General features: G+C 67.0%; 16 protein-coding genes. 11 read left to right on the top strand and 5 right to left on the bottom strand.

The features are described from left to right. Nucleotides 1-2 precede the first annotated feature (2 nt). Together ACI0FO_RS22435 and ACI0FO_RS22430 are read left to right on the top strand one after the other, a co-directional pair. Complete coding sequence (locus ACI0FO_RS22435) at nt 3-806, top strand: NRDE family protein (RefSeq protein ID WP_416030287.1); 804 nt, start codon at nt 3-5, stop codon at nt 804-806. Nucleotides 807-868: 62 nt separating this feature from the next. Further along, complete coding sequence (locus ACI0FO_RS22430; protein ID WP_416030285.1) at nt 869-1,303, top strand: carboxypeptidase-like regulatory domain-containing protein; 435 nt, start codon at nt 869-871, stop codon at nt 1,301-1,303. Nucleotides 1,304-1,361: 58 nt separating this feature from the next. Here ACI0FO_RS22430 and ACI0FO_RS22425 read toward each other — a convergent pair whose 3' ends face one another. Next, nucleotides 1,362-1,736, bottom strand: coding sequence for an MAPEG family protein (locus tag ACI0FO_RS22425; protein ID WP_416030283.1), 375 nt, complete (start codon nt 1,734-1,736; stop codon nt 1,362-1,364). A 150-nt stretch (nt 1,737-1,886) separates the two neighbouring features. On the opposite strand from ACI0FO_RS22425, the gene ACI0FO_RS22420 reads away from it, so the two are divergent. Next, nucleotides 1,887-2,735, top strand: a complete 849-nt coding sequence (locus ACI0FO_RS22420; RefSeq protein ID WP_416030281.1) for a CPBP family intramembrane glutamic endopeptidase — start codon at nt 1,887-1,889, stop codon at nt 2,733-2,735. Between the two features lie 33 nt (nt 2,736-2,768). On the opposite strand, the gene ACI0FO_RS22415 is transcribed toward ACI0FO_RS22420, so the two are convergent. The 3 genes from ACI0FO_RS22415 to arfB form a co-directional block, all read right to left on the bottom strand. Continuing rightward, complete coding sequence (locus ACI0FO_RS22415; RefSeq protein WP_416030279.1) at nt 2,769-3,821, bottom strand: alkene reductase; 1,053 nt, start codon at nt 3,819-3,821, stop codon at nt 2,769-2,771. 45 nt (nt 3,822-3,866) lie between these two features. Next, on the bottom strand, nt 3,867-4,214 hold the full coding sequence (locus tag ACI0FO_RS22410; protein ID WP_416030277.1) for an ArsR/SmtB family transcription factor: 348 nt from the start codon (nt 4,212-4,214) through the stop codon (nt 3,867-3,869). 84 nt (nt 4,215-4,298) lie between these two features. Next, on the bottom strand, nt 4,299-4,715 hold the full coding sequence (gene arfB / locus ACI0FO_RS22405) for an alternative ribosome rescue aminoacyl-tRNA hydrolase ArfB (protein WP_105556830.1): 417 nt from the start codon (nt 4,713-4,715) through the stop codon (nt 4,299-4,301). 145 nt (nt 4,716-4,860) lie between these two features. Here arfB and ACI0FO_RS22400 point away from each other — a divergent pair, with 145 nt between their 5' ends. The 8 genes from ACI0FO_RS22400 (at nt 4,861) to ACI0FO_RS22365 (ending at nt 11,705) form a co-directional block, all read left to right on the top strand. Continuing rightward, nucleotides 4,861-5,166 (top strand): NIPSNAP family protein, encoded by a 306-nt coding sequence (locus ACI0FO_RS22400; protein WP_416030274.1) that lies wholly within the window; start codon nt 4,861-4,863, stop codon nt 5,164-5,166. Nucleotides 5,167-5,293: 127 nt separating this feature from the next. Further along, nucleotides 5,294-5,926 carry a 7-carboxy-7-deazaguanine synthase gene (gene queE / locus ACI0FO_RS22395; protein ID WP_416030272.1) on the top strand — a complete coding sequence of 211 codons (633 nt, stop codon included), beginning with the start codon at nt 5,294-5,296 and terminating at the stop codon, nt 5,924-5,926. 28 nt (nt 5,927-5,954) lie between these two features. Then, the gene (queD, locus tag ACI0FO_RS22390; protein ID WP_105556828.1) at nt 5,955-6,398 is read left to right on the top strand and encodes a 6-carboxytetrahydropterin synthase QueD; all 444 of its coding nucleotides are present in this window, start codon (nt 5,955-5,957) and stop codon (nt 6,396-6,398) included. A gap of 160 nt (nt 6,399-6,558) precedes the next feature. Further along, nucleotides 6,559-7,035 (top strand): MarR family winged helix-turn-helix transcriptional regulator, encoded by a 477-nt coding sequence (locus ACI0FO_RS22385; protein WP_416030271.1) that lies wholly within the window; start codon nt 6,559-6,561, stop codon nt 7,033-7,035. After that, nucleotides 7,032-9,095, top strand: coding sequence for an FUSC family protein (locus ACI0FO_RS22380; RefSeq protein WP_416030269.1), 2,064 nt, complete (start codon nt 7,032-7,034; stop codon nt 9,093-9,095). The genes ACI0FO_RS22385 and ACI0FO_RS22380 overlap by 4 nt, the downstream gene beginning before the upstream one ends. Beyond that, entirely contained in the window at nt 9,092-9,304 is a 213-nt protein-coding gene (locus ACI0FO_RS22375; RefSeq protein WP_105556825.1) for a DUF1656 domain-containing protein, read from the top strand. Before ACI0FO_RS22380 ends, ACI0FO_RS22375 begins: the two co-directional genes overlap by 4 nt. 2 nt (nt 9,305-9,306) lie before the next feature. After that, nucleotides 9,307-10,221, top strand: coding sequence for an efflux RND transporter periplasmic adaptor subunit (locus tag ACI0FO_RS22370; protein ID WP_416030267.1), 915 nt, complete (start codon nt 9,307-9,309; stop codon nt 10,219-10,221). Between the two features lie 62 nt (nt 10,222-10,283). Beyond that, nucleotides 10,284-11,705 (top strand): efflux transporter outer membrane subunit, encoded by a 1,422-nt coding sequence (locus tag ACI0FO_RS22365; RefSeq protein ID WP_416030266.1) that lies wholly within the window; start codon nt 10,284-10,286, stop codon nt 11,703-11,705. A 90-nt stretch (nt 11,706-11,795) separates the two neighbouring features. On the opposite strand, the gene ypfH is transcribed toward ACI0FO_RS22365, so the two are convergent. After that, a complete protein-coding gene (gene ypfH, locus ACI0FO_RS22360; protein WP_416030264.1) occupies nt 11,796-12,500 on the bottom strand; it encodes an esterase in 705 nt (234 codons plus the stop codon). Between the last annotated feature and the right edge of the window lie 79 nt (nt 12,501-12,579).

Here is a 12,579-nt window from a genome sequence, read left to right as displayed (position 1 = left end):
CCATGTGTCTTGCCGTATTGGCCCTGCATGCCTTGCCGGGCATCCCCGTCCTGATCGCCGCCAACCGCGATGAATTCCACGCCCGCCTGACGCATCCGGCGGCGCAATGGGCCGATGCGCCAGAGGTCTATGCCGGCCGCGACGGCCTGGCGGGTGGCACGTGGATGGGCGCCACCACGCGGGGCCGCTTTGCACTCGTGACGAATTTCCGTGAACCGGGCCGGCACCTGGACGCGGCGCCTTCGCGCGGCGCGCTGGTCGAGGACTTCCTGCGCGGCGGCGAGGCGCCCGGGGAATACCTGGCCCGCGTCCACGACGCCGGCCAGGCCTACAACGGCTTCAATCTGATCGTGGGCGATGCGCGGCAGGCCTGGTATCTCAGTAACCGCGACGGCGCCCCGCGCGCGCTGCCGCCCGGCATCTACGCGTTGTCCAACCACCTGCTGGACACTCCGTGGCCGAAGCTTGCTCGCACCAAGGCCGCGTTCACCGCCGTGCTGGCGCATGCACGGCAGCCCGACATGCCAGCGCTGTTCGCCGCGCTGGCGGACCGCCAGGGCGCCCAAGACGATGAACTTCCGGCGACCGGCCTGCCGCGGGATCGCGAAAGACTATTGAGCAGCCCGTTCATCGTCAGCCCCAACTATGGCACCCGCAGTTCCAGCGTACTAGCGCTACATGCGGGCGGCGTGGGCCAGCTTGAGGAAAGGCGCTTCGCCCCGGACGGATCGATCAGCGGCGAAAGCCGGCTGGCGTTCACCTGGCAGGGTGGTTTTTCCGGCGATATGCTTGCCGAATGCGGCTAGGCGCGCGAACTTGGCGCCTGCACGCCGGTCGAAACCCGTGTCATCCCCTCCAGGAGAACATGATGAACAAACGCATTGAACGCTGCACGCTGGCCGCCATGATGGCGGTGGGCAGCATGGCCATCGCAGGCGTCCTCTCGACCGCCCGGGCGGCATTGCCCCCGGTCAAGCACCAGGGCGCGGTGCAGTACGTCAGCGGCGGGATCGGCATCGACGAATCGGAAGCCATGAAGGCGGCCGCCGGCGACTATCCGCTGGCGCTGACATTCGCCGCCCAGCGCGACGGCAAGGCGGACTACGTGGCCAGCGTGGGGGTCGCCATCCACGACGCGCAAGGCAAGGAAGTGCTGAAGACGACGGCCGACGGCCCGTACATGCTGGTGAAGCTGCCCGCTGGCGCCTACAAGATCTTGGCCACTTACGAGGGCAAGGCTCAAGAGCGCCAGGTCACCGTGCAAGCCACGGGAACCGCGCGCGCCGTCTTCGAATGGAAGTAGGCGGCGTCCGGTTGGCGCGCGGTTTGGACCGGCCTGAAGCCGGCCCCACCGCAGCCGCTTACACGCCGGAAAACAGAATGGCGATCACGAAGCCCACGCCGATCGCCCAGACCAGCGAACGCAACGCGCCCCACCCCGCCAGGTACATGGCCAGATAACCCAGGCGCACGCCCAGCCAGCACGCCATCAGCGTCGCCACATGCGCGGGCGGCGCCTGGGTATATAGCGCGAACAGCACCGCCGCGAAAAAGAACGGCAGCGCTTCGAAGGTATTGATTTGCGCGGCGTTGGCGCGCGCGCGCCAGCCTTCCTGACGCGCCAGCCAGGCGCGCGGATCGTTGTTGTCGTATTTCTTTCCGCCCGCCTTGGCGACCATCGTCGAGACGAACGGCAGGATCGCCGCCGCCAACATCAACCACGCGATCATTTTCATTGTTTGGCTCCGGGTGGATAGACGGACCGCGAGTCCGCCAGGGGGCGCAGCGGCTTTGCGCTGCCGAGAGCGGCATCGTCGCCTGAAACCCCGGTTGGGGCAAGCGGGTGCGCTTACACTTTGCGCTTTGCGTCAGCCCGCCCTATTCCAATGCCGCTTCTGTCGCCCTGGTCCGCGCTCTTTCTTTCCGCTGCCCTGCTCTGGCCGCCCGCCACCCGCCGCTGGGCGCTGGCGCCCCTTGCCGTTGCCTGGACCTGGGCATGGGCGGACGGCCTGATCGATCCGGTGGCGTTGATGGCGCCCGCGCTGCTGTTGATCGCGGCGGCATGGGTGCGGCCGACGTCCGGCGCTGCCGCTCGCGCGGCCGGCCACGCCCTGTTCGTGGCATTGGCCGCCGCGCTTTTTCTGCATCTGCTGCCCGGCTTCCACAATCCGCAAGTCATCGCGCCCGCGGCGCTCAGCCCCGACGCGGTGCCATTCGGCATGTACCTGAATCTGGACAAGCCGCTGGTGGCGTTCTGGGTAGTCCTGGCGTTGGCGCCGCCCATGGCGGGCGCCAGCGCGCGCGGCACGATGGCCGCTGCCGCGCTGGCGCTGGCTGCGGCGATGCTGGCATGCCTGGGCGCCGCGTTGGCGCTTGGCGTGGTGGGCTGGGCGCCCAAATGGCCGGACACCGGCTGGATCTGGCTGGTCAACAACGCGTTGCTGGTCACGCTGGCCGAGGAAGCCCTGTTCCGCGGCTATGTGCAGCAGCAGTTGGCCATGCATTGGCGTCGCCATGCCTGGGGCGGCCGCGCCGCCGTGGCCGTGGCCGCCGTCCTGTTCGGCCTCGCGCATTACGCCGGCGGCTGGCAGTGGATATTGCTGGCCGGCCTGGCGGGCGCGGCCTACGGCACGGCATACCGTTACGGGGGGCTAGCCGCCGCGGTGCTGGCGCACCTGGGCCTGAACGCCGCGCACTTCGGTTTGTTCACATACCCGATGCGCACGGTGTTCTAGGGCCGCCGGGCGTTGCGCGCGGCGGCAGACCGATTACGGCAAGGCCGGATAGTCGGTGTAGCCGGCTGCGCCCTGCGAATAGAACGTGGACGGCTCCGGCGCATTCAGCGGGGCGTCCAGCTTGAAGCGGCGGGTCAGATCGGGGTTGGCGATGTACTGCACGCCGAACGCCACGGCATCGACGCGGCCCGCGTCGATAGCGGCCTCGGCGGATTCCCGCGTATAGCCTTCGTTGCCGATATAGACGCCGCCGAACGCCGCCTTCAATGTCGGGCCAAGGCTGTCTTCGCCTTCGTGTTCGCGCGCGCAGATGAACGCGATGCCGCGCTTGCCCAGCTCGGTGGCCACATAGGTGAAGGTTGCCGCCGGATCCGAATCACCCATCGTGTGTGAGTCGCCGCGCGGCGACAGATGCACGCCCACCCGCCCCGCGCCCCAGACTGCGATGCAGGCATCCACCACTTCCAACAACAGCCGTGCGCGGTTTTCCAGCGAACCGCCATATTGGTCGGTGCGCAGGTTGGTGCTGTCTTGCAGGAACTGGTCCAGCAGGTAGCCGTTGGCGGCGTGGACTTCAACGCCGTCGAATCCGGATTCCTGGGCCATCTTGGCGCCGTGGCGGTAGGCCTCGACCACGCCCGGGATCTCGGACGTTTCCAGCGCGCGCGGGGTGACGTAAGCGCGCTTCGGACGCACCAGGCTGACATGGCCGCCCGCAGCGATGGCGCTGGGCGCGACAGGCAGTTCGCCGTTCAGGAAGACCGGGTCGGAAATGCGGCCCACGTGCCATAGCTGGGCCACGATCAGGCCACCCTTGTCATGCACGGCGGACGTGACCTTGCGCCAGCCTTTGACTTGCTCGGTGGACCAGAGGCCCGGGGTGTCGGCATAGCCCACGCCCTGCGGCGTGACAGACGTCGCTTCGGTCAGAATCATGCCGGCGTCGGCGCGCTGGGTGTAGTAATCGACCATCAAGTCGCTGGGCACGCGGCCTTCGCTTGCGCGCTGGCGGGTCAACGGCGCCATGACGATGCGGTTGCGCAGCGTCAGGTCGCCGACGCGCAGGGGTTCAAACAGGGAGCTCATGCAAAATCCTTCGGCCCGGGCAATGGGCGCAACGTGTAGGGCTGACTACATATCCTGGTTCAATTGCCGCAGGAACGCGGCAATGACGGGTTCATTGCGACGGAAAAAGACCCATTGCCCCACTTTGGTCGCCGAGATCAGGCCCGCGCGCTGCAAGACGGCCAGGTGCGACGACACGGTCGACTGCGACAAGCCGCAGCGGTGATCGATGTGCCCTGCGCACACCCCATGCTCGAAGCTGTGGCCCGGGCGCTCTTCGAAATGCGCGTGCGGGGTCTTCAGCCAGGCAAGGATGTCGCGACGCACCGGGTTCGCCAGCGCCTTGAGGATGGCGTCGGCGTCGATGCCGGGTTGCGCGCCGGTCTGATCGGGGATTGAGGGGGATGCGGTCATATTTGTATATCGCAATTTATCGAATCTTATATCGATGTTGTTCGATATATAGTCATGCCCCTGCGGCGCACGGGGCTATTGGCCTTAGTCTCCCTGCACGCGCCCGCGCAGGCGCTTGACCTCGCCATGCTGAACCTTGCGCTGGACGCGGCGGCGCTGCGAGGATCGGGTAGGCTTGGTCGCGCGGCGCGGCTTGTCCACCTGAAGCGCCGAGCGCACCATGCCGATCAGGCGTTCAATGGCTTCGGCCCGGTTTTTTTCCTGGCTGCGAAACGACTGCGACTTGATGACGATCACGCCTTCTTTCGAGATGCGGTGGTCGCTGACGGCGCACACGGCGTCCTGGACGTCCGGCGGCAGGCTGGACGCGCGGACGTCAAAGCGCAGATGGACGGCGCTGGAAACCTTATTGACATTCTGCCCGCCCGCCCCTTGGGCGCGGATCATGGTGAACGTCAGGTCGCGCTCGTCCAGATAGAGGGAATCTTGGATGTGGAACATAGGCCGGCAGTCTACAAGATTGAGCCATAGCGGGTGACGCAAGGCGTGCGGGTCCATTGATGGCCGGGCGGGGGCGTCGCTACAATGCGCCGGCTTGCACGCAGGCATCCCGCCAACGTGCCACCCCGCCTACGAGCCCGTCCCCATGATCACCTGCTACTTGCGCTACGTTATTGACACCAATGCGATCGCCGAGTTCGAAACCTACGCGAAAATGTGGATTCCGCTGGTCGAGCGGTTCGGCGGCACGCATCACGGCTATTTCATGCCGTCGGAAGGCGCCAACAATATCGCGCTGGCGTTGTTTTCCTTTCCCAGCCTGGCCGCCTACGAAACCTATCGGCAAGATTCCCTGAAAGACGCCGAATGCCAGCAGGCCTATGCCTACGCGACGCAAACCCGCTGTATCGTCAGTTACGAACGCAGCTTCTTCCGCCCGGTCTTCGGCTGACGCGGCCGCAGCCCAAAACCTGCACCGCGCGGGGACATTCGGCGCGTTGGCGCCGCTGCAAGTAAAATAGTGCGCTTTTGCTCGACTATTACGGCGCCCGGCCACCCGCACCCCGCCATTACCCCTTATGACCTATTCCGCCAAAGAAATCTTCAAGACCTTGCAAGGCGAAGGCGCCCATGCAGGCCGCGCGGCGGTATTTTGCCGGTTTGCCGGCTGTAATCTCTGGACGGGCCGCGAAAGCGACCGCGCCAGCGCCGCCTGCACCTTCTGCGACACCGACTTCATCGGCACCGATGGCGAAGGCGGCGGCAAGTTCACCACCGCTGACCTGCTGGCCGACGCGATCGCCGCTGCGTGGGGCCCCGGCACGCAAGACCGCTACGTGGTCTTCACCGGCGGCGAACCCTTACTGCAGCTGGATGCGCCGCTGCTCATGGCTGTCCATGCCCGCGGCTTCACCGTGGCCATTGAAACCAATGGCACCGTCAAGCCTCCGGCCGGCATCGACTGGATCTGCGTCAGCCCCAAGGGCACCGCGCCCATCGTCATCGAACGCGGCGACGAACTGAAGCTGGTCTACCCGCAATCCAACGCCCTGCCCGAAACCTTCGCGCACCTGGATTTCGAGCACTTTTTCCTGCAACCCATGGATGGCCCCGCGCGCGCGGCCAACACCGAGCAAGCCGTCCAGTACTGTATGCAGCATCCGCAATGGCGGCTGAGTTTGCAGACCCACAAATACATAGGCATTCCATGATTTACCCCGACGCCTTGCGGAGCACGCGATGATTTCCGTGACCCGCAGGCTGGAGTTCGACGCCGGCCACCGCATTCCCGACCACCGCAGCCAGTGCCGCAACCTGCACGGCCACCGCTATGTGCTGGAAATCACCCTGACGGGCGATGTCGTGCAGGCGCCCGGCGAATCCGATAACGGCATGCTGATGGATTTCTCCGAGATCAAGCACATCGCCAAGACTCACATCGTGGACGTCTGGGACCACGCGTTCCTGGTCTATGAAGGCGACGCGGCCGTGCGCGGCTTCCTGGATAGCCTGCCGGACCACAAGACGGTGGTTCTGGACCGCATTCCCACCGCTGAAAACCTGGCCCAGATCGTGTTCGACACGCTGGCGCCGCAGTATCACGGCCACTACGGGGCCGACTTGCGCCTGACCCGCGTGCGCCTGTACGAAACGCCCAACTGCTGGGCGGACTGCAACGGCTAATGCCTGGGGCGCGGCCGCCGCGCCGCGCCAGCGCTCCCGTTGCCGCCCCGTTTTCCACTGATGGAAAGCCGACCCCCTATCTAGCCAATTGGAAAAATCAATGGAGACATTCGCCATTTTCAATTATTAGTAAGCTAATAGATAGGATACAATCTATTCCATGAACTCTCCTTCCGACTCCCAACTCATGGCCACCACCGCAAACCTGATGGTGCTGTCGCGCGCCTATCGCGGCGCCGCCGACAAGGCGCTGGCAGACTACGGCCTGTCGCAAGCCACGGCCTGGCCCGTCATTTTGGCGGGCCGCCTGGGCGACGGCGTGCGCCAGGGCGCGCTGGCAGACGCCCTGGGCGTCGAAGGCCCGTCGCTGGTGCGCGTGCTGGACCAACTGGTGGCCGCCGGCCTGATGGAGCGCCGCGAAGACGCCCATGACCGCCGCGCCAAGACGCTGCACTTGACCACCGCCGGCAATGCGTTGCGCGCGCAAGTCGAGGACGTGCTGGTGGAGCTGCGCCGCCGCCTCTTCCACGGCGTCAGCGAAGCCGACCTGGAAGCCTGCCTGCGCGTCTTCGACGCCTTGAAGGTATCGCTGGGCCGCGGCGCCGCCGGAGGCCAACCGCAGGACGACCAACCGTGAAACTGCCGAACGTCCGCGAAACCATCTTTTCGCTAAAGAGCTACCTAAGCGCCATCATGGCGCTTTATCTGGCCTACAGCATTGGTTTGCCGCGTCCGTTCTGGGCGATGACCACCGCTTATGTCGTGGCGCAGCCCTGGTCGGGCGCGGTGCGCTCGAAAGCGCTGTACCGCCTGGTCGGCACCTTCGCCGGCTCGGCCGCCACCGTCTACATGGTGCCGCGGCTGTCCAATTCGCCCGTCGTCATGACTGCCGCGATGGTGATGTGGGTGGGCGCCTGCCTGTACATGTCGGTGCTGGACCGCACGCCGCGGTCGTACCTGTTCATGTTGGCCGGGTACACGGCGGCGATGATCGGTTTTCCCAGCGTGACGGCCCCGTCGCTGGTGTTCGACACGGCGCTCGCGCGTGTCGAAGAGATCAGCCTGGGAATCGTTTGCGCCACGCTGGTTCACAGCATCGTGCTGCCTCGCGGCCTGGCGCCCGCCTTGACCCTGCAACTGGACAAGGCCGTGCGCGACGCCCGCAACTGGATGCACGACACACTTAGCGGCCAGAACGCCGAACAGCGCGATCGCGACCGCCGCGTGCTGGCCAACGACATCACGCAGCTGCGCCTGTTTTCCACGCACGTGCCGTTCGACACCAGCAACCTGCGCTGGACGGCCGGCGCGGTGCGCGCCATGCAGGACCAGATCTCGGCGCTGACGCCGGCCGTGTCCGCGGTGGAAGACCGCCTGCGCGCCCTGCAGGCGAACGACCAGCCCCTGCCCGAACCCGTTTCCGCACTGCTGCATGACATTTCCGAATGGATCAATGCCGGCGCGCAGGCCTCGCACGAGACCGCGGTGCAATTGCGCGCCGCCGTCTCGCGGCTGACGCCCGCCATCGACAGCCGCTCCCCATGGCGCGACGCCTTGCTGGCCAGCCTGATGACGCGGCTGCGCGAACTGATCGACACCTATGACGAATGCCTGGCCCTGCGCCGCGAGATCCACGCCGGCCTGCAAGGTGCGCCGCTGCGGGCCCCGATGCGCACCGCCCGCCCCGCCCGCGATCCCAACGCCGCGCTGCACCGCGACCACGGCATGGCGCTGCTGTCGGCGCTGGCTGCGGGCGTGGCCATTTCGGTGTGCTGCGCCTTCTGGATAGGCACGGCCTGGAGCAACGGCGCCACCGCCGCGATGATGGCCGCGATCTTCAGCTGCTTCTTCGCGTCGCAAGACAACCCGGTGCCGGGGATCATGCAGTTCCTGACCTACACGGTGTATTCCATCCCCTTGTCGGCGCTGTACCTGCTGGGCATCATGCCCGCCATCCATTCGTTTGAAATGCTGGCGCTTTCGATGCTGCCCACCGCGTTCGTGCTGGGCGTCTTCATCGCGCGGCCCGCCAGCACCGGCAAGGCGATGGCCATGCTGTTCGGCTTCCTGGGCACGATGGCGCTGCAAGACACGAATACCGCCGACGTGGTGTCCTTCATCGATACGCAAGTGGCGCAGTGCATGGGCGTGGCCACCGCGGCCATCATCGCCGCCATCTTCCGCACGGTCAGCGCCGACTGGAGCGCCCGCCGCATCCAGGCCGCCAACTGGAAGGAACTGGCGACGTTGGCCAGTTCGCCGCGCGCGCCGTCGCGCCATACCTATGCGGCCCGCATGCTGGACCGCATCGGCCTGTTGCAGCCACGCCTGGCGCTTGCGAAGCGCCCGGACGACCTGGTCGCCGCCGACGCGTTGAAAGACCTGCGCGTGGGCCGCGACATCACGGAACTGCAACGCGCGCGCCGCCATCTACCGATGGCCGAGCCCACGATCCAGCCCGTGCTGAATAGCCTTGCGCAATTTTTCCGTGCCCGTTCATCGTGGCGCATCGGAGAAAAGACGCCGGAGTTCCTGGCGCAGATCGACCGCGCCCTGTCCAGCGTAGCCGCCACGCCGCAAGGCCTGGCCGCCCGCGACCGCGCCGTGGTGGCGCTGGTGGGCATCCGCCGCGCCTTCTTCCCCGACGCGCCCGACTACCAACCCGCCCACCCCACACGGGAGGGCCACGCATCATGATCGGCGAATTCAATCTCTACGGCATTTACTTCCCATGGCTGCTGGTGCTGGGCATGGTCACCCTGGGCGTGGCCTGGGCCGTGCGCCGCGTGCTGGCCCGCGCCGGGTTGTACCGCCTGGTGTGGCACCCCGCGCTGTTCGACCTGGCGCTGTTCGTGGTGCTGCTGTATGGCGTTTCCCTGATATCCCCTTATTTTCTCCAGAGATAGGTATGAAACTCCCCAATGCCCTTCGCCCTGCTGCTATCGGCAAGTTCGCGGTGACGGCCGTCGTCGTCGCCGCCGCCGCTTACGCCGGCTGGCAGCTCTGGGTGCACTATGAAGTCGAACCCTGGACGCGGGATGGCCGCGTCAAGGCCTATGTGGTTCAGGTGGCGCCGGACGTCTCGGGCCTGGTGACGAGCGTGCCCGTGCACGACAACCAGGACGTGAAGGCCGGCGACCTGCTGTTTGAAATCGACCGCGCGCGCTTCCAGCTGGCGTTCGATCAGGCCCAGGCCTCGGTGCGTTCGCAGCAGGTCGCGCACGACCAGGCCTTGCGCGACGCCAGGCGCAACCGCTCGCTGGGCCAACTGGTGGCGGCCGAAGCCGTCGAACAAAGCCAGACCAAGGTACAGCAGACCGAAGCCGCGCTGGCCCAGGCCCAGGTGCAATTAAACACCGCGCGCCTGAATCTGGAACGCAGCCGCGTGGTGGCGGCCAGCGACGGCCGCGTCACCAACCTGGACCTGCGCGCCGGATCCTACGCCTCGGCCGGCCGCGGCGTGATGGCGCTGGTGGACGCCGGGTCTTTCTACGTGGAAGGCTATTTTGAAGAAACCAAGCTGCCCGGCATCCATGAAGGCGACCCCGTCACGGTGACGCTGATGGGCGATTCGCACCGCATCAGCGGCCACGTGGAGAGCATCGCCATGGGCATTGCCGACCGCGACCGCAGCACGGGCGCCAACCTGCTGCCCAACGTGAACCCCACGTTCAATTGGGTGCGCCTGGCGCAACGCATCCCGGTCCGCGTGAAGATCGACAACGTGCCCGACGGCGTGCGCCTGGTGGCCGGCCAGACGGCTACCGTTTCGGTGGATCCGAAGCCGGCGCAGGCAGCGGCAGACGCGCGCCAGCCGACCTGACTTCGCCGCTCCACGCCCCGTCCCACTTTCAACCCATTCTTTCGACGCCAAGCCGTACTGCCATGAACACCAAACACTTCCTGCCGCTGATGCTGGCCTTTGCGCTGGCCGGATGCACCACCGTGGGCCCTGACTATCAGGTGCCCGCCGGGTCGGTCGTGCAGCGGCCGGCCGCCCAGGGCGCCTTCGTCGAAGCGCAGGCCGGCGTGTTCCAGCAGGAAGCCGTGTCAGGCCACTGGTGGCGCCTGTACAACGACCCGGTGCTGGACGGCCTGGTCGAAAAAGCGCTGTCGGCGAACACGGACCTGCGCGTGGCCAGCGCCAATCTGGAACGCGCGCAAGCCGCCGTGCAGGAATCCCAGGCGCAGCAGCAGCCCACGATCGGCGTTAATGCGTCGCCTACCTTTGGCCACGTGTCGGGCTTGCAAGAACTGCAGCCGGGCGTCGACCCACCCAGCCGCTGGTCGTACTCGACCGGCGCCAGCGTGTCGTACCAGTTGGACCTGTTTGGCCAGATCCGCCGCGCCATCGAAGCCGCCAGCGGCGACGCGCAAGCCGCGCAGGCCGCCTACGACGCCACCCGCGTCACCGTGGCGGCCGAGACCGCGCGCGCCTATGCCAACCTGTGCGCCGCGGGCATGCAGTTGGCGTCGGCGCAGCATTCGGTACAGGTGCAGAGGGAATCGCTGAACGCGGTCAGCCGGCTGCAGCGCGCGGGACGCGGCACCACGCTGGACGTGACCCGCGCCCGCAGCCAGCTGGAACAACTGCAGGCCAACCTGCCGCCCTTCCAGTCGCAGCAACGCACCGCGCTGTATCGCCTGGCTGCGCTGACGGGGCAGACGCCCAGCGAGATTCCGTCATCGCTGTTGCAATGCGCCGCCGCGCCCCGGCTGACCGCCACCATTCCCGTGGGCGATGGCGCTGCCCTGCTGCGTCGCCGCCCGGACATCCGCCAGGCCGAACGGGCGCTGGCCGCCAGCACGGCGCGCATTGGCGTGGCCACGGCCGACCTGTATCCGAAGATCACGCTGGGCCTGTCCGGCGCATCGGGTGGCCCGGCCTCCATGTTGGGCGACCGCGGCACCTTCGGCTGGAGCGTGGGTCCGCTGATCTCTTGGACCATCCCGAATACCGGCGCGGTGCAGGCCCGCATCGCCGAAGCCGAGGCCAACACCAAGGCCGCGGTGGCGCGCTTTGACGCCACGGTGCTGAACGCGCTGCGCGAAACCGAAAGTGCGCTGGTCGTCTATGCTCGCCAACTGGATCGGGATGCCTCGTTGCGCGCCGCCCGCGACCAAAGCGCCGAAGCCGCCTCGCAAGCGCGCCAGCTGTTCCAGTACGGCAAGACCGATTACCTGACCGTGCTTGACGCCGAGCGCACGCTGGCCGCCAACGAAAGCGCGCTGGCCGCCTCGCAAGCGGAACTCAGCAGCGACCAGATCGCCGTTTTTCTGGCGTTGGGCGGCGGCTGGGAGAAGTAAGGCGTCTTCGACGCGGGCCGCGCTGTCAGCGCGGGTTCGCGCGCTGGCCGCTACGCAGCCAATTGCGCGGCAACGGGGCCTGGCCCCCCGTCAATGCAGCGTGGCGCCGTCGGGCGGTGTCTGGTTCAGGCCCAGCGCCGCTTCCCAGGCGCGCAGCGGCACGCAGGTCTGCAAACGCACGATGGCGCGCTGGACCAGCGCCGGATGCAGTTCGTGGCCGACGTGGCTGGCGATATCGATGGTGGAATCGCCATGCAGTTCTTCCAGCCGGGCCTGCGCGGCCTGGATGTGGGCCGCGCTCATGACCGGATCATCGGCGCCGTGCAGCAGATGGATGGTGGTGTATTGGGGCGCGGTCTTGGGCAATTGCGCGTAGCGGCCGGAAAACGCGATCACGCGCCCCGCCATGCCATCGTGGGCCTGCACCAGTTCCAGCGCCATGATGGCGCCCTGCGAAAAACCGGCCAGCGCCGTGTCGGATTGCAGCAGGCTGAAGCGGGCCTGCGCCTGGCGCACATAGGCTTCCAAGGGCGGCATGGCCCTGGCTACACGCTCGGGACGGTTGTCTTCGGTCACGCCGCGCACCGAAAACCACTGCCGGCCCGTCGCGCCGCCGTCGAAGGGCTCGAACCCTTCGGGCACCAGCACCGCCGCCGTTGGAAACGCCACGCGCACCGCTTCGGCCATGGGCCGCAGATTTTCGGGCGAACCGCCCACGCCGTGCAGCAGAATGAACAATTGGCGCACGTCGACGCCGGGTTCGGGAAGAAATTCAAGAGAACTGGAAGACGCCATGAGACTGCTCCGTGCTGGCATAAGGCCGTTGGGCTACGCCCTGATGACAGCATTGTAAAATGCGCGGCTTAACGCGGAC

This window comes from Achromobacter marplatensis (assembly GCF_049060505.1).
Taxonomy (GTDB): domain Bacteria; phylum Pseudomonadota; class Gammaproteobacteria; order Burkholderiales; family Burkholderiaceae_B; genus Achromobacter; species Achromobacter marplatensis_A.
This window is presented reverse-complemented; position numbering and strand designations above follow the sequence as displayed.